The organism is Bradyrhizobium sp. CCBAU 25360 (genome assembly GCF_028128695.1).
Lineage (GTDB): Bacteria > Pseudomonadota > Alphaproteobacteria > Rhizobiales > Xanthobacteraceae > Bradyrhizobium > Bradyrhizobium ottawaense.
Window position 1 is genome coordinate 114,754 of sequence record NZ_LBJA01000033.1, and the last position, 19,669, is coordinate 134,422.

At 64.5% G+C, this 19,669-nt stretch carries 20 protein-coding genes; 7 read left to right on the forward strand and 13 right to left on the reverse strand.

The window, feature by feature from the left end:
• Positions 1-24 precede the first annotated feature (24 nt).
• From XH81_RS10405 to XH81_RS10420, 4 genes are read right to left on the reverse strand one after another with little or no spacing between them, the layout of a single operon-like run.
• The gene (locus XH81_RS10405; RefSeq protein ID WP_097669144.1) at positions 25-522 is read right to left on the reverse strand and encodes a hypothetical protein; all 498 of its coding nucleotides are present in this window, start codon (positions 520-522) and stop codon (positions 25-27) included.
• Between the two features lie 2 nt (positions 523-524).
• Positions 525-1,253: a hypothetical protein gene (locus XH81_RS10410; RefSeq protein ID WP_097669145.1), complete on the reverse strand. Its 729-nt coding sequence runs from the start codon at positions 1,251-1,253 to the stop codon at positions 525-527.
• 11 nt (positions 1,254-1,264) lie between these two features.
• The gene (locus tag XH81_RS10415) at positions 1,265-2,377 is read right to left on the reverse strand and encodes a tetratricopeptide repeat protein (protein WP_097669146.1); all 1,113 of its coding nucleotides are present in this window, start codon (positions 2,375-2,377) and stop codon (positions 1,265-1,267) included.
• Between the two features lie 26 nt (positions 2,378-2,403).
• A complete protein-coding gene (locus XH81_RS10420) occupies positions 2,404-2,844 on the reverse strand; it encodes a hypothetical protein (RefSeq protein ID WP_097669147.1) in 441 nt (146 codons plus the stop codon).
• A gap of 941 nt (positions 2,845-3,785) precedes the next feature.
• Here XH81_RS10420 and XH81_RS10425 point away from each other — a divergent pair.
• On the forward strand, positions 3,786-4,796 hold the full coding sequence (locus XH81_RS10425; RefSeq protein ID WP_271596165.1) for a restriction endonuclease: 1,011 nt from the start codon (positions 3,786-3,788) through the stop codon (positions 4,794-4,796).
• 47 nt (positions 4,797-4,843) lie between these two features.
• On the opposite strand, the gene XH81_RS10430 is transcribed toward XH81_RS10425, so the two are convergent.
• The 5 genes from XH81_RS10430 to XH81_RS10450 form a co-directional block, all read right to left on the reverse strand.
• Complete coding sequence (locus XH81_RS10430) at positions 4,844-6,358, reverse strand: L,D-transpeptidase family protein (RefSeq protein WP_271596166.1); 1,515 nt, start codon at positions 6,356-6,358, stop codon at positions 4,844-4,846.
• A 492-nt stretch (positions 6,359-6,850) separates the two neighbouring features.
• Positions 6,851-7,813 (reverse strand): acetyl-CoA carboxylase carboxyltransferase subunit alpha, encoded by a 963-nt coding sequence (locus XH81_RS10435; RefSeq protein WP_028141872.1) that lies wholly within the window; start codon positions 7,811-7,813, stop codon positions 6,851-6,853.
• Positions 7,814-8,133: 320 nt separating this feature from the next.
• A complete protein-coding gene (gene xerD, locus XH81_RS10440) occupies positions 8,134-9,093 on the reverse strand; it encodes a site-specific tyrosine recombinase XerD (RefSeq protein ID WP_028141871.1) in 960 nt (319 codons plus the stop codon).
• Between the two features lie 76 nt (positions 9,094-9,169).
• On the reverse strand, positions 9,170-9,577 hold the full coding sequence (locus XH81_RS10445) for a nuclear transport factor 2 family protein (RefSeq protein ID WP_028141870.1): 408 nt from the start codon (positions 9,575-9,577) through the stop codon (positions 9,170-9,172).
• Positions 9,578-9,623: 46 nt separating this feature from the next.
• On the reverse strand, positions 9,624-10,661 hold the full coding sequence (locus XH81_RS10450) for an SDR family oxidoreductase (RefSeq protein WP_028141869.1): 1,038 nt from the start codon (positions 10,659-10,661) through the stop codon (positions 9,624-9,626).
• Positions 10,662-10,765: 104 nt separating this feature from the next.
• Here XH81_RS10450 and XH81_RS10455 point away from each other — a divergent pair, with 104 nt between their 5' ends.
• Positions 10,766-11,362: a TetR/AcrR family transcriptional regulator gene (locus tag XH81_RS10455; RefSeq protein ID WP_028141868.1), complete on the forward strand. Its 597-nt coding sequence runs from the start codon at positions 10,766-10,768 to the stop codon at positions 11,360-11,362.
• Between the two features lie 16 nt (positions 11,363-11,378).
• Here the strand turns inward: XH81_RS10455 and XH81_RS10460 are convergent, their stop codons facing one another.
• Positions 11,379-11,525 (reverse strand): hypothetical protein, encoded by a 147-nt coding sequence (locus XH81_RS10460; RefSeq protein WP_014439243.1) that lies wholly within the window; start codon positions 11,523-11,525, stop codon positions 11,379-11,381.
• A 182-nt stretch (positions 11,526-11,707) separates the two neighbouring features.
• Between XH81_RS10460 and XH81_RS10465 the strand changes: the two genes are divergently transcribed.
• The 3 genes from XH81_RS10465 to XH81_RS10475 are packed head-to-tail and all read left to right on the forward strand — an operon-like array spanning position 11,708 to position 14,801.
• The gene (locus tag XH81_RS10465; protein WP_028141867.1) at positions 11,708-12,331 is read left to right on the forward strand and encodes a shikimate kinase; all 624 of its coding nucleotides are present in this window, start codon (positions 11,708-11,710) and stop codon (positions 12,329-12,331) included.
• Positions 12,328-13,476, forward strand: a complete 1,149-nt coding sequence (aroB, locus tag XH81_RS10470; protein ID WP_271596167.1) for a 3-dehydroquinate synthase — start codon at positions 12,328-12,330, stop codon at positions 13,474-13,476. The genes XH81_RS10465 and aroB overlap by 4 nt, the downstream gene beginning before the upstream one ends.
• Before the next feature lie 20 nt (positions 13,477-13,496).
• On the forward strand, positions 13,497-14,801 hold the full coding sequence (locus tag XH81_RS10475; protein WP_028141865.1) for an HlyC/CorC family transporter: 1,305 nt from the start codon (positions 13,497-13,499) through the stop codon (positions 14,799-14,801).
• A gap of 75 nt (positions 14,802-14,876) precedes the next feature.
• Here XH81_RS10475 and XH81_RS10480 read toward each other — a convergent pair whose 3' ends face one another.
• Positions 14,877-15,146, reverse strand: coding sequence for a BolA family protein (locus tag XH81_RS10480; RefSeq protein ID WP_028141864.1), 270 nt, complete (start codon positions 15,144-15,146; stop codon positions 14,877-14,879).
• A gap of 106 nt (positions 15,147-15,252) precedes the next feature.
• Between XH81_RS10480 and XH81_RS10485 the strand changes: the two genes are divergently transcribed.
• A complete protein-coding gene (locus XH81_RS10485; RefSeq protein WP_028141863.1) occupies positions 15,253-15,885 on the forward strand; it encodes a J domain-containing protein in 633 nt (210 codons plus the stop codon).
• A gap of 266 nt (positions 15,886-16,151) precedes the next feature.
• Here the strand turns inward: XH81_RS10485 and XH81_RS10490 are convergent, their stop codons facing one another.
• Complete coding sequence (locus XH81_RS10490; RefSeq protein WP_028141862.1) at positions 16,152-17,246, reverse strand: citrate synthase/methylcitrate synthase; 1,095 nt, start codon at positions 17,244-17,246, stop codon at positions 16,152-16,154.
• A gap of 81 nt (positions 17,247-17,327) precedes the next feature.
• Between XH81_RS10490 and XH81_RS10495 the strand changes: the two genes are divergently transcribed.
• A complete protein-coding gene (locus tag XH81_RS10495) occupies positions 17,328-18,548 on the forward strand; it encodes a citrate/2-methylcitrate synthase (protein ID WP_028141861.1) in 1,221 nt (406 codons plus the stop codon).
• 190 nt (positions 18,549-18,738) lie between these two features.
• On the opposite strand, the gene XH81_RS10500 is transcribed toward XH81_RS10495, so the two are convergent.
• Positions 18,739-19,398: a DedA family protein gene (locus XH81_RS10500; protein WP_028141860.1), complete on the reverse strand. Its 660-nt coding sequence runs from the start codon at positions 19,396-19,398 to the stop codon at positions 18,739-18,741.
• Between the last annotated feature and the right edge of the window lie 271 nt (positions 19,399-19,669).

Sequence of the window (19,669 nt, forward strand, 5' to 3'; positions counted from 1 at the left end):
TTCCTTCTTGAAGGCGATTGTGGTCTAGCCGCCGCACCTTTCGATGGCGGCCCGCCAGCCGGCCGCATCGATCCTGGGAAGTTGGTAGCTCGTCGTCCTGCTCGAAATCGTCAGCGGCGACGCTCTCTCCATCAGGCCGAGCAGGCGCGCCTGGGCCCGCTTCCAGCGCTTGCCGAACAGCTCGGGGTCCTGCCTCGAGTAGCCCAGATCCCATTGGACAAAATTGGTCGCGTCGTCGTCTGCCGAAATCTCCTCGAATTCGCCAGCGAGCTTGATTGACTTGCGGCCGTTTCCGATCGTGATCGTTGCCTTTCCGGCGCGGCCGGCCTCTCCGGGATATCTTGCATGCAGGCCCAGAGCGCGTCCGCAGCCCAGCATGAACGTCACCTTGCCCTGATCCCTGTAGCTCAGCGAGGGAAGATCGCGATTGTCGAATTCCAGCTTCCAGCTTCCCGCAGCGAAAGAAGGAGCCGCAAGGAGAGCCAAGGCAGGTGCAACGGCAAAGGCAAGGGCGGCCTTCATGGTCACGTCCTTCGCGGGTTCGGAACGATCTTGATGTGCCGTGCGATGGCTTTGAGCAGCTCCGGGTCCTCGACCGCGACCGGCGGCGGCGGCTTGCCCTCGAGCGCCTGGCCGATCGTATGTCGCTGGTCATCCCTGGCCGCGATCTTGTCGCGATGGAAGGCAACGATCTCGGCAAAGGGATAGTCCAGCTCTTCGGCCGTCAATTCGGCGGTCAGCGCCTCGGCGGCTTCCCAGCTCGATGCCCGTCGCAGCACGTCTAGCAGCAGCAGGCGGGTATCGATCGAGGTGATCCGGGGCCCCTCGAGATGACCGGCGGCTCTGAGGCGGAGTGCAGCCGCGTCGGACGGCCGGTTGCTGTCGTCGGCCACCCATGCCGCCGACAGCGTGCTCAGGAATGCCGATCTGCGTTCTCCGTCATAGGCGTGCTGCGCGGCGCGCACCAGGAAGCGGCGCGATACCGGGTCGGGCGCAGGGTCGAGCGAGGCGGCGCGGAATTCGGCGGTATCGAGGAAGCTCCGCGCCTTCGCGTCGCCCTTGTCGATGCTCGGGGCGACGTAGCCGCAATAGGGGCATTCCTGAAGCCAGCTTGCGATGGTCCAGCGGTACATTTTCGGCGGCCTCTGGTCGAGGTCGCGAGAGCCGAACGAGTTCGAGCTCATCAGCACGGAATGCTCGGAGGTCTTGCCGCAGCAATGGCATTGCAGCTTCCAGGTGTCGTAATCTGTCATCCGAGGTCCACCTACGCTCCCCATCGCTTTCGCAGATTGTCGCGAAACGTCTCCGACGCCTGGACCAGCGTCTCGAGCACGCCTTTCTGACTGCCGCCGTAGAGCACCTTCCGGTTGCCGGCCATGTCCAGGATGCTGCGACGAAAGATCGGCTTGCCGGCATCGAGGAAGGTCCGCAGCACCGCGAAGCCCCGCTCCAGGACCGGCTCGGCATCTTCCACCCGTTCGCGCGCATAACCCGTGGCGAGCTCCGCCAGGATCCAGAGCAGGGCCGCAGCGTCGTCTCCATAAGTCCGCTCGCAGATCTCCAGCAGCCGCTTCAGCAAAGGCTCGGCCTTCCAGAACTCTCCACAGTCGAGATAGGCCGATATCATGGCTTCGAGAGCCTTCTGAACCTCCAGGCTGTCCGGTCCAAATCGTTCCTCGATGATGTCGAGACCGGACGCGAAGGCGGTCACGGCTTTGCGCAGACTCTCGAATTTGGCCCCGTGTCGCTGCAGTTTGCAGGAATTGGCATGGACGATGGCGGAGGTGAGCAGCGTCCGGGCCGCTTCCTCGCTTCTCTTCCCGAATATCTTCTCTTTCAGATGCAGGCTGCGCTGCAGATTCGTCTCGGCGTCCGCCCATTTCGCCAGGCGCGCGCCGATCTCGGCGAGCGTGTCGACGGCGGCTGCCACTTCGACGCTGACGGCGCCGTGGACCTTCTCCAGGATCGAGATGCTTCGCTCCAGAAAAGCCCTGGCGCGGGAATAATCCCCGGCGGAGGCCCATTTCCGGGCGATGGCTTCGCATTCCTCGGCGGCCTGCCAACTGTGCTCGCCGGAGAGCCTGGTCCTGATAGCCAGCCGCCGCAGCTGAAACGGCTCGACCAATTTGAAGTCGACGCGGCCTGCATGGCCGATCCATTCATCGAGGTCGCCCAGGACGGACTGCGGCCCATGCAGGCTCTCCTGGATCGAGATGCAGCGGTCGAGAAAGGGGATGGCCTCGACCGGGTCCTCGCTACGACAGATCAGCTTGATCAGCGTGCGCAGGGCTGTGACGACCTCGTCGCTGATCGGACCGTGGCGCTTTTCCAGCCCGGCGATGTGTCGAAGGTGGTTCTCTGCGTAGAAGGATGCCATGGACCGCTCTGTTCAACCTCCGCTGCTCAAAGCCGCATCCTGGCCAGTTTTTCGCCGCGAGTCCGGTTCGGTCGTGAGCCGAATGCCTTGCGGCACAGCGGCCCGAAGGCTTCGATGGATGCGAGGGCACCGGCGCCGACATCCGCGGGCCTGGCCTCGAAGGTTTTGACCCGCCCGTTCTGCCCAACGATGGCGGTCACATCGCAGAAGAAATCCCCGCGCCGCTCGCCTTGGTCGGCTGCCTCGAAGGTGGCCGTCGTCTTCATTCGCCAGTGATAGGCGCGGTCCTGGTCCTTGCGGCCGAAAGGGACGATCTGATCGGGGTGGCCGTATTTCTGCATCAGCTCGACGACGGCGGTGCCCCTGAAATCGTCGCGTGGTCCCGCCAGCGCGTGCTGGTCCGGAATTGCGACCGCCGACAGAACGAAAAGAAAAATCACCGTACGAAGGAAAGTGCGTTGCAGCATGCTTTTGGCTCTATCGGAGACAGTCGAAAGATATCTGATTACGTCCTGACAACGCGGTTTGCACGCGTAACTTTCGGCCGAGCGAGAGCCGCGGCGAACGATGCGGGAGTCCGCTCGCGAAATTGCCGGATAGCGCTTCCCGGCTTCGCTCTCCGAGCTAAGGCTGACACCTCGCTAATCCGCGCTCACCCGGGTTCTTCCAGCGTCAAACAGCCGACATGACATCGCGATCCCGCGGCGCTTTTCGCCCGGGTTTTGCTTCGCTTCTGGCGCCCTTCGGAATCGGAAGGGCGCAGGGAAGGCCGGGTACCGGCTGGCACCCGAGGGCCCCTGTGCAATGATGCGTAGATAGACGCTCACAGGGGAAACACAGGTGCAGCCCGATAACCGGCCTTCCCTGCGCAGTGGTTTGACGGCTTATGTCGCGCTCTCCCCGGGGAGCGATGCACTCTTGCCCCCGTCGCCTCGCGAGATCGCTGATGTGCGCTACCCGGTCGGGCACGCACACCACCGCGGAGACTTGACGCCAGCCTGCGGGCGCCAGGACCACACGATTTTGCCGTACGCAGCCAGCGTTGTCGTACCGCGCCCGCTGATCGCTCACGGGGACTACCCGCCCTGCGACCGCACCTGGCGCCAACACCGCCCGCGTCCACCGCAACTCATCCCACGAACCGTGACGATCGCGACCCGCCCCTTCCGGCAGGATGAGATGGCGAGGGAGTATAGGGTGTGTCGCGGTTCGGGTAAAGAGAAATTTTAATTATCCGAAGTGAGAAAAGAGGGGTGTTATCCAGTGACCTTGCCGCGGAGCAACTGAGACCGTTAAATGGAGGCCTCTTTTTGCCTACAGTTCTATTGGCTGCGATTCTAGTTTATCGGAATGGTCAATCGATTGCGGCTGTCCTAACATTGCTGGCGCATCGAAAGGAAATACGTGGATGGCCGAGGAGCGCCCGATTTGGGGCATACATATGAATCGGCGGTTTGGGGCCCGGCCCATTGACGACGGTTTTGTCGCCATTGGGTGGCTCTCGATGGGAGATCTTTCAAAGTTACCTCCAAAGCGAGAGTCATACAAGAAAGCGGTTTCTGCAGCGTATCCGACCATCAAGCCAGGAGCCATTCCGGTAGTCGCGGGTACGCTCTTCAAATTTGTCCATGAGATGAAGCGGGGTGATTTAATCATCTATCCTTCGAAAGAGGATCGGATGGTCAACCTCGGCGTAGTAGAGGGCGACTATCAGTTCTTAGCTGCAGCGGACGAGATGCAGTGTCCCAATCGTCGAAGGGTCAAATGGACACATCGGATCGCGCGGCCGACCTTCTCTCAAGGCGCTCTGCACGAGATTGGGTCCGCGGTGACGCTGTTTAGCGTGAAGAACAACGCCGACGAGTTCTTGGCTGCGTTCGAGGGGAAGCCTTTGCGCAGTGAAGACGTGGATGCAGAAACCGGAGGCGCCGCGGCGGCATTCGCGGAGGAGGAGGTCGAGGATTTCGTCCTCAAGCGGCTAAAGTCGGGATTGTCGTTTCAACAATTCGAGTACTTCGTTGCCCATCTTCTGGAACGTATGGGTTATCACTGTCGGGTAACTCAAGCGACGGGAGATGGCGGCGTAGATATTCTGGCTCACAAAGACGAGCTTGGCTTCAAGGACGTAGTCAAAGTCCAATGCAAGCAAACCCTGAACACGATCGGCCAGCCGCAAGTAGCGCAATTGTACGGGCACATACAAGATAACGAGAACGGTCTCTTTGTAACGCTTGGCAGCTATTCAGCGCCGGCTCTTGAGTTTGAGCGCGCCAACCAAAATATTCGGCTCATGTCCGGGGACGAGTTGATCAAGCTGATCTTCAATCATTACGAAGAGTTCGAACCAAGGTATAGAATGCTATTGCCGCTGAAGCGAACATATGTGGTTGCAACGGACGATGATGGACTAAGCGAATAGCTTCGGGCGTTCGACCTAGCGATTCTAAGAGAGCTGCTGGCTCAAGCCTACTTCACCGCCCCAAAGCGGCTGTCGAACGAGTTCGACGACACCACCGGCGCGGCGCCCATGATCTGCGTCGCTTCACTCGCACCATCCGCCACCGATGGCTTCAGCGCCGGGCGCGTTGCGGCGAGGCGGGTGTCGGGCTGCTTTGCCGGTTCGGCGGGCTTGGCGGCCACGGTCGCAGCCGGCTTCGGCGCGTCCTTCGCCGCTTCCTTGGACTTGTCATGGCCCGGCACGAACCGGGTCACTGCGGCCTTGAGCCTCGACGCCGCGGTCGGCGGCGTCGTGGTCGTGGTGGCCGGGGCCACGGATGCCGTGGCTTGCGGCGGCGGGGTGGTGGCCGTGGTGTCGGATGAGCCCATGCCCATCTTGCGGCCGAGGTTAGAGAAGAAGCCACCGGACTTCTCGGCAGGCTGAGCCGACGCGACGCGGGCACTGGTCGCGGGGGCGCTGACGGCGACCACGGGCTCTTCCTGCGGCGCAGGCGCGGACGCCACGCTGTCGAGGTTCGGCTTGGGCGGATTGACGTGGCCGGGGATCGTGCCCGGCGCCTTCGCCATCGCCAGCATCTGCAGCGTGGTGCCTTCGGCGCCCTCGGACAGGCCGGTCGAGCCTTCCGGAATTTTTGCGGCAAAGATCTTGTTCATGCCGCCGTCGATGCCGGTGTTCATGCGCGCCACCGGCGTGCCCTTGGCGACCAGCCTGGCGTATTCCGCCTCGTCCTTGGCTTGCTTGCCCCGCACGGCGGCGACGACGTCCTCGGGAATCACATAGGCCGGGCACTTTGCCGAGGCGTCGAACACCGGATCGCGCTTTGCGTCCGCGGGCTTCGCCGCGTCGAAGACGTACTTCTTCTCGCAGAAATCGACCTTCGGCTCCTGCCGCGTCACCTCGAAATGATCATAGCCTTCCTTGATCATCTTCCAGAACGGCATGTTCGGATTGTTCCGGTGCTTGGCCATGTTCACCGGTGTCATCTTGAACGGATAGGCCTGCAGCTGGAACGCCTTCTGGCCGCCGAAGAAGGATTCGCGCCCGAGCGAATAGATCTCCGCGATCTGTTCGTCCGTCATCGCGTAACAGCCGCGCGAGGAGCAGTCGCCGTGCACCATCAGCTGCGAGCCGGTGCGGCCCAGCGCCTTGTCGAACGCGTTCGGATAGCCGGTGTTGAACGAGAGGTAATAGGCCGATTGCGGATTCATCTGGCTCGGGTTGATCGAGTAGAATCCCTCCGGCGCCTGGCGGTCGCCTTCGCGCACCTTCGGTCCGAGGTCGCCGGACCAGCGGCAGATCGGATAGGTCTTGAGCAGCGCGAACTGGCCGTTGCGGGCCTGCTTCCAGACCTCGAGCTCGGCCTCCTGCTTGAACAGGCGCACCAGGATCGGCGATTGCAGATCCATGTCCTTCTCGACCATCGCGGCGAGAAGCTTTGGCGGCACCGGCTGGTTGGCCTTGGCGTTGGTCGCGAGCGAGACCTGGTCGGTATCGCAGCCGGCCAGCAGGACGCTGGCCGTCATCAGCGCGACCGAAGCCAAAAGCGCGCGAGCAAGCGAACGAGAAATCAAGATGGACCCCACACCGTGCCGGGCAGAAAGCGCGAACCCCAATTCTGATGGAGCATGATCCGACCGGAGAACCGGACCCGTCGTGACGGGCTTTTTCAGCTCACGCCCCAGCGCTTATGCCCTGAAGCCATTGATTAAAATTCTAACCTCTGGGTCATGTGGTCGCAACCCGAGCGGGGATCACGAGCCCGTTGGCCCATCGGCATGGTCAACGAAGACTGAATGGACGCGACTTTGGGCCTTACTTGGGCCATTCGGCCCATCTGGGACTGAGATCGCTGATTTGGGCAAAAAAAGGGTTAATGCGGGGTTACCGGGGGCGGCCCGACAGGTCTCGTAGGGTGGGCAAAGCGCAGCGTGCCCAGGTTCTGCCCCATTGATGCGAAGACGTGGGCACGGCGCTTCGCGCCTTTGCCCACCCTACGGCACCGGAATCGGGACGAATCAGCTCAGTTTCCGGCCGATATCGAGGAATTTCTGCCGGCGCTGCTTGCGGATGGCGTCGCCGTCGAGGCCCCGGAGCTCGTCGAAGGCCTTGGCGATGGCGTCCCCGGTGGTGGCGATCATGGCGGCGGGGTCGCGGTGGGCGCCGCCGACCGGCTCCTTCAAAATGCTGTCGATCACCCCGAAGCGGAGCATGTCCTGGGCGGTGATCTTCATGTTGTTGGCGGCTTCCTGGGCCTTGGTGCCATCGCGCCAGAGGATCGAGGACGCCGCTTCCGGCGAGATCACGCTGTAGATGGCGTGCTCCAGCATCAGCACCTTGTTGGCGGTGGTGATCGCGATGGCGCCGCCCGACATGCCCTCGCCGGTGATGATGGCGACGTTCGGCACGGTCAGCGCCATGCAGGCATCGGTCGAGCGCGCGATCGCTTCGGCCTGGCCCCGCTCTTCGGCGCCGATGCCGGGATAGGCGCCGGCAGAATCGGCGAGCGACAGCACCGGCAGGCCGAACCGCTCGGCCATCTCCATCAGCCGCACGCATTTGCGGTAGCCCTCGGGGCGCGCCATGCCGAAATTGTGCTTGATGCGGCTTTCGGTGGAATCGCCTTTTTCCTGGCCCATCACGCAGATCGCTTCGCCGCGGAAACGGCCGAAGCCGGCGACCAGCGCCTCGTCCTCGCCGAACTTGCGGTCGCCGGCGAGCGGGGTGAATTCGGTGATCAGGCCCTTGATGAAATCGTTGAAATGCGGCCGCTGCGGATGCCGCGCGACCAGCGTCTTCTGCCACGGCGTCAGGTTTTGATAGAGGTCGGCCAGCGCCTGCGCCGCCTTGTCCTCGATCCGCCCGATCTCATCGGAGATGTCGGTGCCGGAGGCCGCCAGCGTCCTGAGCTCGTCGACCTTGGAGTCGAGCTCGGCGACGGGCTTTTCGAAGTCGAGATAACTGCGCATCTGGTCTTGCATCAACTCAATATAGGGAGAACGGGGCGAGGCGGCGAAGCGGATTCGAACCTACGGAAAGAAGTGTAGCTTCTTCAATGAGTTGACCTGTGTGCTGCGGGCGGGCCCGTCAAATCATGCGAAGGCCCCGGCTCTTTCTGCGGAGATGTGGCCGAAGTCAAGGCGGTTTCGGCCTCTGCTGTCGTCCCCGCGCACGCGGGGACCCATAACCACAGGGAGAAGTTTGGCGAAGACTGGCAGTGAAGAGGCCCTTCCGTGGGACTCACAGCGGCTGTCACAGATAGATCACGCGGTATGGGTCCCTGCGTTCGCAGGGACGACAGTCACTTCTCCGCCAGCGGGTGCAGGTCGCGCACGAGGCTCTTCAGCCGCTCCTCCACCACATGGGTGTAGATCTGCGTCGTCGAGATGTCGGTGTGGCCGAGCAGGGTCTGCACGATGCGCAAATCGGCACCATTGTGCAGGAGGTGGCTGGCAAAGGCATGGCGCAGCACGTGCGGGGAGACCAGCCGCGCCTGCAGCCCCGAGGCGACCGCGAGCTCCTTGAGGTCGCGGGCAAAATGCTGGCGCGTCAGATGTCCGCTCTCGCCGAACGAGGGGAACAGCCACTTGGAAGCGGCGAGGCTGTCCTTCTTCTTCTCCGTCTTCGCAGCTTCCGTCGCCGCGAGATAATCCGCCATCGCCTGGCGCGAGGCCTCGTTGAGCGGCACCAGGCGCTCCTTGTTGCCCTTGCCGCGCACCACGATCATGCGGGCGTCGCGCTTGGCCGCCGAGCGCGGCAGCGCCACCAGCTCGGAGACGCGCAGGCCGGTGGCGTAGAGCACCTCGAGCAGGCAATACAACCGCAAGGCGCGCAGCCGCTTCGACGGCGAGGCATCTTGCGCCTCGCTCAATTCCTTGGCGCGGCGGAGCATGCGATCGACATCGGCGATCGACAGCACCTTCGGCAGGCCGCGGCCGCGCTTGGGGCCGGACAGGATCGCGGCGGGATCCTCAGCTCGGATGCGTTCGTTCAGCAGGAAGCGATAGAGATGCCGCATCGCCGACAGCCGCCGCGCGACGCTGGTGGATTTGAAGCCGCGGGCATCGAGATCGGCGAGATAATCGCGCAAATTTTGCGTCTCGGCGTCGGCAAAGCTGTGCCCGACGCGGCCCAAAAATTCCGAGAAATCGGTGAGGTCGCGGCGATAGGCGTCGAGCGTGTTGGGTCCGGCGCCCTGTTCCGCCGCGAGCATGTCGAGGAACAGGCCGGTGAGCTTGGCATCTGAGGGCTTGGTGCGCATGCCCGGGAGGCTAGCTCCTATTTCTTGAGAAACTCACCAGCAATGGCGAGCGGGCCCGAACGCTCTCTTCGAAATTCTAGGCCATTTCGCTGATCGCCGTCGCCTGCGACCAGACCACCATCCAACGCCCCTCGCGGTGCTCGTAAGTGTCGGTGTGCCAATAGTCCGCAGGAGCAACGCGGTGGCCAGCAAAAACGATCTCCAGCCTGGCGCGATATCGGATCACGGCGTGATCGTTCTGCTGGCGGACTGCGATCGCGCCGGGTTCCCACATCAGGTACTGGATCTGCCCGCTCTGGATCGCACCCAGATATTCGCCCTTGGAGAGCGGCATGCCGATGGGCGTTATCAACTGAAACTCCGGTGCATGAAGCGGCTCCGCCTGCGCAATGTCTCCCTCGACCAGCGCGCGCAGCCGGGCCCGTTCGGTGTTGCGGATGTGCTCGGCTTGCGGTGAGTCCGTGTCGGTCGCGTGCGTCGTCATTGGTGGTTCTCCAGTTCTGCAAGGGTGGGCGAGGGGGTCCAGCCGTCTACGGCGTGGCGATCAAGCGATGGTCGATCAGGCTTTGGGCGCTGGCCCGGATGCAATCCTCATCAGGCCGTGGTTGCCAGTTCAGCACGCGATGCGCCTTGGCGGCGCTGATGCTGAGGTCGCGGTCGAGCTCATGCACGATCATGCGCGAGCGCCCGCTGAACGGGGCCAGCGCCCTCACCATCCAGTTCGGCACGTCGCCGCGCGGCAAGCGGGCCGCATAAGCCGGAAACGATGTCGCCAGCACCGCGGCCAAGTCCCTCAACCAGAAAAAACCTCCGCCGACGATGAAGCGCTCTCCGGCGGCATCAGGACAGGTCATCGCGCGGATATGGGCGTCGGCCACATCGCGCACATCCGCGACCGCAAAGCCAAAGCGCGGCACACGCTTCAACTTGCCGCTCATCATTTGCTGGATCAGTCCGACGGACGTGCCGTATTGTGGGCCGAGCAGCGGTCCGAAGATCATGCCGGGATTGATCACGCACAGATCGAGCCCGCTGTTCCGCGCAAAGCTCCACGCGGCCTGCTCGGCCAGCGTTTTCGATTTGTAATAGGGCGTCGCCCGCGCGCTGGTCGGATCGGTCCAATCGTTCTCGGTGTAGGGAGGCTGGCCGCTACCGTGATTGGTGGCGGCGATCGAGGATGTCAGCACCACGCGTGCCACGCCGGCGTCATGGGCCGCGCGCAACACGCGGAGTGCACCGTCGCGCGCGGTCTGGATCAGCTCGTCTGCGTTGTCAGGCAATCCCGCCGGAAATGGCGAGGCCGTGTGAATGACATAGCGACAGCCCTTCAGAGCGTCGTCCCATCCGTCGTCGGAGCAAAGATCCGCCCGGGCAAAACTGAGCGCACCGGCGGCAGGCGCGGTCGCGCAAATCTGGCTCCGGATCCGGTTGCAGGCGTGCAGACTGCGGACGGTCCCGCGCACGCGATAGCCGCTCGCCAGCAGCTGGCTGGCGACATGGCCGCCGAGAAATCCGCCGACGCCGGTCACCAGGACCGTGGCGGTCGGTTGAGGAAGTTGAGAATCCATTTGATTTTTCAAGCTCTTGCTCCGGTCAAGTCGAATTAGACAATTAGACTGTAGTTGTCTAATCGTCTTTTGACGAATTGGACTCGAACTGTCAATATGTCTCGATGAAGGACAGCGATCACAAGGCCGGAGCAATTCTCGAGGCGGCATTGCCGGTGTTCGTCCGCCACGGCTTCCGCAAGACGTCGATGGCCGACATCGCGCGGGCGGCGGGCATCTCGCGCGCGGCGCTCTATTTGAGCTTTGGCAGCAAGGAGGAATTGTTTCGGGCCGGGTCGGAGCGGGCGCATGCCAAGACGATGCGCAGCGTCGAAGCCGCGCTCGCCGGCGACGGCGACGTGTTCGGCCGGATCGAGCTGGCGATTGCAGCGTTCCAGCGCGATTTGATCGTGCCGTTCGCCGGCAGCGCGGACGCGGCAGAGCTGTTCGACGCCAATATGACGCTGGCCAAGGACATCACGCTGGCCGCACGCGCCCGGTTGGTGGCTTTGCTTGCTCGCGCACTGGCCGATGCGCAAGCGCGGAATGCGATCACCCTGGACGCTTTGAAGGCCTCGCCGACAGACCTCGCCGGCATCATCGTGGCGGCGATGGAAGGGATCAAGGAGGCGCAGGCCGCGGGCCAGAATCTTCTCGAAGATACGCAGCTATTCTTGCGCCTGCTGCGCCTCGCTTTGACGCGAAGTTCGCCGGGCGCCTGACGCGTGCAACCAGCGTCTATTTCTTGAGAAACTTGTCCGGCGGGATCGTCACCGTCATTTCCCGCGACTTGGGACTGACGAAATTGGCCAGTGCGAAGACCACGCCATAGACGATGCCGGCGATCACGGCGACGACCGTCAGGAAGCGGAAGAGGCTGGGCATCGTTCTGGGGTCTCTGCAGGGGACTGGCAGGCAAATTAACCAATGAAATCATCCAACATGTTCGCCGTTTCGTGGCAAGAGTCCACTGGCGAGGCCCCCTGCGGGGTCGTATAGGTGGCCAAAGCATGCCGCCTTTGGCGGCAGATCGAGCGAGATCCAGAGCGAGATCCAGAGCAATATCCATGTCCGACGCCGCGTTGCCGATACCAGCTTCGCCCGAAGCCGACATCCTGTCGGCGCTCGGGGCGCGCTCGATCGTGCTCGTCGGCATGATGGGGGTGGGCAAATCCACCATCGGCCGCCGCATGGCGACCCGGCTGAAGCTTCCCTTCGTCGACGCCGACACCGAGATCGAGACCTCGGCCCAGATGACCATCCCGGAGATCTTCGAGCGCCACGGCGAGCAATATTTCCGCGACGGCGAGGCCAGGGTGATCGCGCGGCTGCTCGACAGCGGGCCGGTGGTGCTGGCGACCGGCGGCGGCGCATTCATGCGCGAGGAGACGCGCGCGCGCATCGCGGCGAAGGCGGTGTCGATCTGGCTCAAGGCGGACCACGACGTCATCATGCGCCGCGTGCGGCGCCGTGCCGACCGCCCGCTGCTCCAGACCGCCGACCCCGAGGGAACCGTGACGCGCCTGCTCACCGAGCGCGAGCCGGTCTACGGCCATGCCGATCTCACCATCGCCTCGCGCGACGTGCCGCACGACAGAATCGTCGAGGAGACCATCGAGGCGCTACGCGCGCATCTCTGTGGTGAGCAAGCCACCCAACCACCTGCCGACGTTGCGAGTGCCATACGATGACTGCGCCGTTGAAACATTCCGATCCCGTCAACGTCGAGGTCGCGCTGGGGAATCGCGCCTATGACATCGTCATCGGCCGCGGGGTGCTGGCCTCGCTCGGCGAACGGGTCGCGGCCTTGCGTCCCGGCGTGCGCACCGCGATCGTGACGGATCGAACCGTTGCAAAACACTGGCTCGAGCCCACCGAGGCTTCGCTTGCCGCCAGCGGCATCCCGACCTCGCGCGTCGTCGTCGCGGAAGGCGAGATCTCCAAGACCTATGCCGGCCTCGAAAAGGTCAGCGAGGCCCTGATCGCCGCCAAGATCGAGCGCAACGATCTCGTCATCGCGCTCGGCGGCGGCGTGGTCGGCGATCTCGCCGGCTTTGCCGCGGCGATCCTGCGCCGCGGCGTCGATTTCGTGCAGGTGCCGACCTCGCTGCTGGCGCAGGTCGATTCATCCGTCGGCGGCAAGACCGGCATCAACTCGCCGCAGGGCAAGAATTTGCTCGGCGCGTTCCACCAGCCGGTGCTGGTGGTCGCCGACACCGCCGTGCTCGACACGCTGTCGCCGCGGCAGTTCCGCGCCGGCTATGCCGAGGTCGCCAAATACGGCGTGCTCGGCGACGAAGCCTTCTTCACCTGGCTGGAGAAGAACCATTCCGACATCTTCAAGGGCGGCTCGGCGCGCGAGCATGCGATCGCGACCTCCTGCCGCGCCAAGGCCGGAATCGTCTCCCGCGACGAGCGCGAGACCGGCGAGCGCGCGCTGCTCAATCTCGGCCATACCTTCGGTCACGCGCTGGAAGCTGCGACCGGCTTCTCCGACCGCCTGTTCCACGGCGAAGGCGTTGCCATCGGCATGACGCTGGCGGCGCAGTTCTCGGCAAAGCTCGGCATGATCGGCGAAGCCGATGCGTCGCGCGTCGAGCGGCATCTGATCGAAGCCGGCCTGCCGACGCGCCTGCAGGACATCGCGGGCTTTGCGCAGGAAGGGCTTGCCGATGCCGACGCGCTGATGGCCTTGATGGCGCAGGACAAGAAGGTCACGCGCGGCAAGCTCACCTTCATCCTGCTGGAGGCCGTCGGGCGCGCGGTGATCGCGAAGGATGTCGAGCCGGCCCCGGTGCGGGACTTCCTGAAGGACAAGCTCGCCCTCAGGGCGTGATACTTGCTGTCGAGTGATGCATGGACTGGCTCGGATTCACCATCGTCGTCCTCTGCCTCCTGGTCTCGGCGTTCTTCGCCGCGAGCGAGACCGCGCTGACCGGCGCCTCGCGCGCCAGCATGCTCCGCCTCTCCAAGCAGGGTAATCACGACGCCGATGTCGTCTCCGATCTGCTCGACATGCGCGAGCGCCTGATCGGGGCGCTGCTGCTCGGCAACAACATCGCCAATATCGGCTCCTCGGCGATCGCCACCGCCATCTTCACGGCCTGGTTCGGCGATGTCGGCGTGCTCTATGCGACCGGCGTGATGACCGCGCTGGTCGTGATCTTCGCGGAGGTGCTGCCCAAGACCATCGCGATCAATGCGCCCGACCGCGTCGCGCTTGCGGTCGCGCGCCCGATGCGGCTGACGATGTACGTGCTGGGGCCGCTGCTGCGCATCGTCGAGGTCATCGTGCGCCTGCTCATGCGCCTGTTCGGCCTCGCCGGCGAGCACCAGGCGATCCTGTCGCCGACCGAGCGCCTGCGCGGCGCGGTCGACCTGTTGCACCACGAGGGCAAGTTCGAGAAGCAGGACCGCGACATGCTCGGCGGCCTCTTGGACCTGCGCGAGCTCCAGGTCTCCGACGTCATGATCCATCGCACCGAAATGATGATGATCAACGCCGATTTGCCGCCGGAGGAGCTGGTGCGCGAGGTGCTGGCGACCGAATACACCCGCATCCCGCTCTGGCGCGAGAAGCCGGAGAACATCATCGGCGTGCTCCATGCCAAGGACCTCCTGCGCGCGATCCGTGCTGCGGACGGCGACACCTCGCGCATCGACGTCTCCACCATCGCGCTGCCGCCCTGGTTCGTGCCGGAGATGCGGCCGCTCGCAGAGCAGCTCAAGGCCTTCCGCCGCCGCAAGACCCATTTCGCGCTCGTCGTCGACGAGTATGGCGAAGTCGAAGGTCTGGTGACGCTGGAAGACATTTTGGAGGAGATCGTCGGCGACATCTCCGACGAGCACGACGTCGTGGTCGCGGGCGTGCGCGCCCAGCCGGACGGCTCGGTCGTGGTCGACGGCTCGGTGCCGATCCGCGATCTCAACCGCGCCATGGACTGGCACCTGCCCGATGAAGAGGCAACCACCGTCGCCGGCCTCGTCATCCACGAGGCGCGCTCGATCCCCGACCGCGGCCAGAGTTTTACGTTCCACGGCTTCCGCTTCCGCGTGCTGCGCCGCGAGCGCAACCGCATCACCGCGCTCCGTATTTCACCGGTGCCGCGCGAGGCGGAGCTGGAAGAGGCGAAGCCGAGACGGGCGGGGACGTCGTTCTAAGCCCCCAGTCATTCCGGGGCGATGCGGAGCATTAATCCGGAATCTCGAGATTCCAGTCGCCCCGGAATGACGAAGCTAGTTTTCCCCCGGCGCCTTCGCCTGGATCGCCAGCGCGTGCACGCTGCCGGAGAGTTCCGCGGCCAGCGCCGAATTTATCATGCGGTGGCGCTCGACCCGGCTCTTCCCTTTGAAGGCATCAGACACGATATACACACGGAAGTGCGTCTCACCGCCTGGCCGATGGCCGGCGTGGCCTTCATGCAGATGTGACTCGTCGACGACATCGAGGCTTTCCGGCGTGAAAGCTTCCTGCAACTTGTTGCTGATAGTGTCGCGCATAGCCATGTTGTGCCATCCGGGTGCAGAGATCACACCCGTCAATTGCCGGGGTTCGCAGCTAATTGCAATGTCAAGACTTGAAGGTTTTTGCATTGCGTAGTCAAAGTCAGCCATGCCGATCGATTCATCAAAGTTCTTCGACTCCATCCGCGTGAAGCCGCGGGGCAAGCAGCCGGAAGTGAAGCCGCGCGACACCGCGGTCGGTTGCGAATGGGCCGGGTGCCAGAACAAGGGCGCGCATCGCGCGCCGAAGGGCCGCGAGAACCAGCGCGAGTACTGGCACTTCTGCCTGAACCATGTGCGCGAGTACAACCAGAACTACAATTTCTTCTCCGGCATGAATGCCGATGCCGTCGCGCGCTACCAGAAGGATGCGCTGACCGGCCACCGTCCGACCTGGAAGATGGGCGCCAATGGCGGCAAGAAGGGTGCGGAAGCCGAGATCGACATGGCGGCCGATCCGTTCAGCATGTTCAGCGAGATCAACGGCCGCGCGGGCTGGCGGAAGGGCCCCGAAGCCGCGCCCAAGGCCGAGACGCGCAAGGTGATGAACGCCGAGCGCAAGGCGCTCCAGGTCATGGGGCTCGGCCCCGATTCCACGCTCGCCGACGTCAAGACCAAGTACAAGGCCCTGGTGAAGCAGCACCACCCCGACGCCAACGGCGGCGACCGCTCGACGGAAGATCGCCTGATCGAGATCATCAAGGCGTATAATTATCTGAAGACCGTGGTGCGGGAGGCGTAGGGCCTCGCGGGCGCTGTGTAGGTGCGAGGCACCTCGGCGCCAAACCCTCGGTGTCGTCCCGGACAAGCGGAGCGCAGATCCGGGACCCATAACCCCAGGGAGACGTTTGGCGAAGACTCATAGTGAAATGGTCTTCCCGTGGTCCTCACACCTGTCTCTCACCGATAAATCACGCGGTATGGGTCCCTGCTTTCGCATTGCTTTCGCAGGGACGACAGCGGAGTTGATTGACTCCGCTGTTGCGCCTCTTTCCGCGCGCTGGTCGCCTACGCCTCCGGCATCGCCCCCACATACGACGAACTCGGCCTGATCAGCCGCCCGGTCCGCCGCTGCTCGAGCGCATGCGCGGTCCAGCCTGCGGCGCGCGCGACCGCGAAGATCGGCGTGAACGCCTGCCTCGGGATCGCCAGCGCATCGAGCAGGATCGCGGTGAAGAACTCGACATTGGTCTCCAGCGGCCGCTCCGGATTTTTCTTGCGCAGCGCGCTGCGGATATAGGCCTCGACCTCGCCGGCGAAGGGCAAATCGGTGCCGTTGGACGCCAGCGCCTCGACTGCGGTCTTGAGCACGTCGGCGCGCGGATCGCGCACGCGGTAGACGCGGTGACCGAAGCCCATCATCCGTTCGCCGCGGGCCAGCGCCGCATCCACCCAGGGCTGGATGCGCTCGCGCGAGCCGATCGCGTCCAGCATCTCCAGCACCGGCTCCGGCGCGCCGCCATGCAGCGGGCCCGTGAGCGCGCAATAGCCCGCAGTCACCGCGGCAAACAGATCGGCTTGCGTCGAGGCCACCACGCGTGCGGTGAAGGTCGAGGCGTTCATGCCGTGGTCGCTGGCGGTGACGAGGTAGGCATCGAGCGCGGTGACCTCGCCGGTTTCAGGCGCGCGCCCGTGCAGCATGCGCAGCGTATCGGCGGCATGGCTGACATTGGGATCGGGTGCGACCGGGTCGAGTCCTTTTGCGCGCCGGACCAGCGCGCCTGCGATCACCGGAAACGCGCCGACGATCGTCGCCTCGTGCTCGAGCCCGTGCTCGGCGCGAAGTCCTGCGACCGCCGCGCGAAACCCGTCGATGACGCCCATGCCGCGCGTTGCCGGCAGCAGGTCCGGCAGGCGAGCGAAGGCGCGCTCGCGCGCAAGGCCGAGGCTCGCCCGCACATTGGCTTCGGTGAGGGTGGTCTTGCTGGCGCCGTTCCAGAGCCGGGCGGTGACGCCCTCGAAGCTCGACTGGCTCGCCAGTCGACCGACATGCTCGCCGGCGATGATCAGTTCGCCGCGCTCGCCGTCGACATGGCTCAGCACGGTCTCGGCCGCGGGAACGCCGTCCAGCCCGATCTGGCTTTTGGTGAGGTGGATGTTCATGGCCCAAATCTCCCTTTGCGTTGCACCAAGGGAAATTCGGGCCTCTCGACAAATTGATCAATCTTGATTACATAAATCAATATGAAAAATTCCGAGGGGCTCTATCTCTCCGCCCGGGAAGCCGCCGCCGAGCTCGCGATCTCGCCGGCCACGCTCTACGCCTATGTCAGCCGCGGCCTGATCCGCTCCGAGCCGACGCCGGACTCGCGCAAAAACCGCTACCGCGCCGAGGACGTTCGCGCACTGAAGGAGCGCCGGGTGCCGTCCCCGGAGCCGCGCGGCCTGCGCAGCTTCGACGCCGACCTGCCTGTCATGGACACGGAGATCTCGACCATCACCGAAGAGGGCGCGATCTATCGGGGCGTCAATTGCGTCGATCTCGCCGAGAACGACACGCTGGAGCACACCGCGACGCTGCTGTGGGATGTCTCCGAGGTCGACCCGTTCGCTCCGGACAATCAGCCCGCGCTCTCCGAAGAGATGCGCACGATCGCAGAAGCTGCACGCCGGGCCGCGCCGATCGACCGCGCCATCGCCGTGCTCGCGCTGGCCGCGAGCGTCGATCCTCGTGCGTTCACCCGTGCGCCCGACGGTCGCGCCATGGTCGGCGGACGGATCGTCCGGCTGCTGGTCGCGACCATGCTCAATGCCGAACCCTCGGCCGAGCCGCTGCATCAGCAGATCGCAAAAGCCTGGGCGGCGGACAACAAGCACGCGCCCGATCTGATCCGCCGCGCGTTGGTGCTGCTTGCCGACCACGAGCTGAACGCCTCGACCTTCACCGCGCGCTGCGCGGCTTCGACCGGCCTCAACCTCTATGATGCCGTGATCGCCGGTCTCGCCTCGTTGAAGGGGCCGAAGCACGGCGGCGCGAGCGTGCTGGCCTCGCAGCTCGTCAAGACGCTGATCGATCGAGACGTCGCCCCGATGGTGCGCGAGCGCGTCGCGCTCGGCGAACGTTTTGCCGGCTTCGGCCATGGCGTCTACAAGCGCGGCGATCCCCGCGCGCAATCGCTGCTGAATGCGCTCTCCCGCGCCGGCGCGCCGCGAAAATTCACGCGCGAGGTGCCGGAGCGGATCGCGGAGGCGACCGGCGAATTCGTCAATATCGACTATGCCCTCGCGGTGCTCGTGCACGCGCTGCGCCTGCCCGCCGGCAGCGAGCTCGCTCTGTTCGCCATGGCCCGCAGCGTCGGCTGGATCGCGCACGCCAGCGAGCAATTGCAGTTCGGCAAGCTGATCAGGCCGAGGGCGCGGTATGTGGGACCTGCGCCGGGGAGAAGAGTGGGGGCTGCGGGTTAGCGGCACTGCGAGCGCGTCATATTCCGCTGTCGTCCCTGCGAACGCAGGGACCCATAACCCCAGGAAGCAGTTTGGCGAAGACTGGTTGTGGAAGAGTCCTCCCGGGGTACAAGCACCGCCGTCTTATAGATAGATCACGCGGTATGGGTCCCTGCGTGCGCAGGGACGACACTTTTGGTGTGGCGACTTCCTACACCCGCGGCTTCGCTTCCACGACACCGCCGCCGTTCCGCCTCCGATAGATCCACACCGCCAGACCGCCAACGATCGCAACCGCAACCACCGTCACCATCCAGATGTGCTTGCCGACATGCCCGTGGTGATGCAGCCCGGCATATTCGTGCAGGGCCGACACCGCCAGCACGCCCGGCAGCACGTGCGCGGGGGCCCAGACCAGGATCGCCGGGATGTTCACCGCGTAGAATCTTGCCGGCGCCATGCCCAGCGCGCCCGCCGTGACCGGCACGAAGGCCCGGATCGGCGGCACGAAACGGGCGAAGAATACGGCCCAGGTGCCGAAGCGGTGGAAGAAGCTTTCGCTCTCGGCGACCACGCGGGGATAATTGGTCAGCGGCCAGGTGTTGAGGATCTCGCGCTGCTGCCGGTGCCCGATCCAGTAGGCCGAGCCGTCACCGAGCACGGCGCCGACCGCCGCCGCCAGCAGCACCCATTGCAGCTTCAGCTCGCCGCCTGGAACCAGGGCACTGAGCGCCAGAATGATGGTCGAGCCGGGGATCACCGACCCCACCACCGGGACCGCTTCGAGCAGGGCGGCCAGGAACAGGGTCAGATAGGCCAGCCACGGATGGGCCGAGACGAACGAGATGAGGGGATCGAGGAAGGACGTCACGTCGTCTCCAGAGGCGCTGTCATTCCGGGGCGATGCGAAGCATCGAACCCGGAATCTCGAGATTCCGGGTTCGCGCTGTGCGCGCCCCGGAATGACGGCCGTTCGACCCTACATAAGTAAGGGCGTGCGGCGAAAGTGCCATTCGCGTCGACAGGACCGCCCGCCCCGGCGCGAAATTCGAGCGTGATTCGCAAGGCAGCCCTCCAAAAACTGCGTTCCTTGCCTATCTAAATGAAAAGACAATGGAACTTTGATTGTGGCACGGGCTTCT

Excerpts from the sequence above, each read along its gene's own strand:
- XH81_RS10410 (WP_097669145.1), bottom strand. The coding sequence starts at position 1,253 with ATGACAGATTACGACACCTGGAAGCTGCAATGCCATTGCTGCGGCAAG.
- XH81_RS10450 (WP_028141869.1), bottom strand. The coding sequence starts at position 10,661 with ATGGATTCTCAACTTCCTCAACCGACCGCCACGGTCCTGGTGACCGGC.
- XH81_RS10420 (WP_097669147.1), bottom strand. The coding sequence starts at position 2,844 with ATGCTGCAACGCACTTTCCTTCGTACGGTGATTTTTCTTTTCGTTCTG.
- XH81_RS10435 (WP_028141872.1), bottom strand. The coding sequence starts at position 7,813 with ATGCAAGACCAGATGCGCAGTTATCTCGACTTCGAAAAGCCCGTCGCC.
- XH81_RS10415 (WP_097669146.1), bottom strand. The coding sequence starts at position 2,377 with ATGGCATCCTTCTACGCAGAGAACCACCTTCGACACATCGCCGGGCTG.
- XH81_RS10485 (WP_028141863.1), top strand. The coding sequence starts at position 15,253 with ATGCCGATCGATTCATCAAAGTTCTTCGACTCCATCCGCGTGAAGCCG.
- XH81_RS10495 (WP_028141861.1), top strand. The coding sequence starts at position 17,328 with ATGAAAAATTCCGAGGGGCTCTATCTCTCCGCCCGGGAAGCCGCCGCC.
- XH81_RS10490 (WP_028141862.1), bottom strand. The coding sequence starts at position 17,246 with ATGAACATCCACCTCACCAAAAGCCAGATCGGGCTGGACGGCGTTCCC.
- XH81_RS10405 (WP_097669144.1), bottom strand. The coding sequence starts at position 522 with ATGAAGGCCGCCCTTGCCTTTGCCGTTGCACCTGCCTTGGCTCTCCTT.
- XH81_RS10460 (WP_014439243.1), bottom strand. The coding sequence starts at position 11,525 with ATGCCCAGCCTCTTCCGCTTCCTGACGGTCGTCGCCGTGATCGCCGGC.
- XH81_RS10430 (WP_271596166.1), bottom strand. The coding sequence starts at position 6,358 with ATGACGGCCAGCGTCCTGCTGGCCGGCTGCGATACCGACCAGGTCTCG.
- XH81_RS10455 (WP_028141868.1), top strand. The coding sequence starts at position 10,766 with ATGAAGGACAGCGATCACAAGGCCGGAGCAATTCTCGAGGCGGCATTG.
- XH81_RS10445 (WP_028141870.1), bottom strand. The coding sequence starts at position 9,577 with ATGACGACGCACGCGACCGACACGGACTCACCGCAAGCCGAGCACATC.
- aroB (WP_271596167.1), top strand. The coding sequence starts at position 12,328 with ATGACTGCGCCGTTGAAACATTCCGATCCCGTCAACGTCGAGGTCGCG.
- XH81_RS10425 (WP_271596165.1), top strand. The coding sequence starts at position 3,786 with ATGGCCGAGGAGCGCCCGATTTGGGGCATACATATGAATCGGCGGTTT.
- XH81_RS10480 (WP_028141864.1), bottom strand. The coding sequence starts at position 15,146 with ATGGCTATGCGCGACACTATCAGCAACAAGTTGCAGGAAGCTTTCACG.
- XH81_RS10475 (WP_028141865.1), top strand. The coding sequence starts at position 13,497 with ATGGACTGGCTCGGATTCACCATCGTCGTCCTCTGCCTCCTGGTCTCG.
- xerD (WP_028141871.1), bottom strand. The coding sequence starts at position 9,093 with ATGCGCACCAAGCCCTCAGATGCCAAGCTCACCGGCCTGTTCCTCGAC.
- XH81_RS10465 (WP_028141867.1), top strand. The coding sequence starts at position 11,708 with ATGTCCGACGCCGCGTTGCCGATACCAGCTTCGCCCGAAGCCGACATC.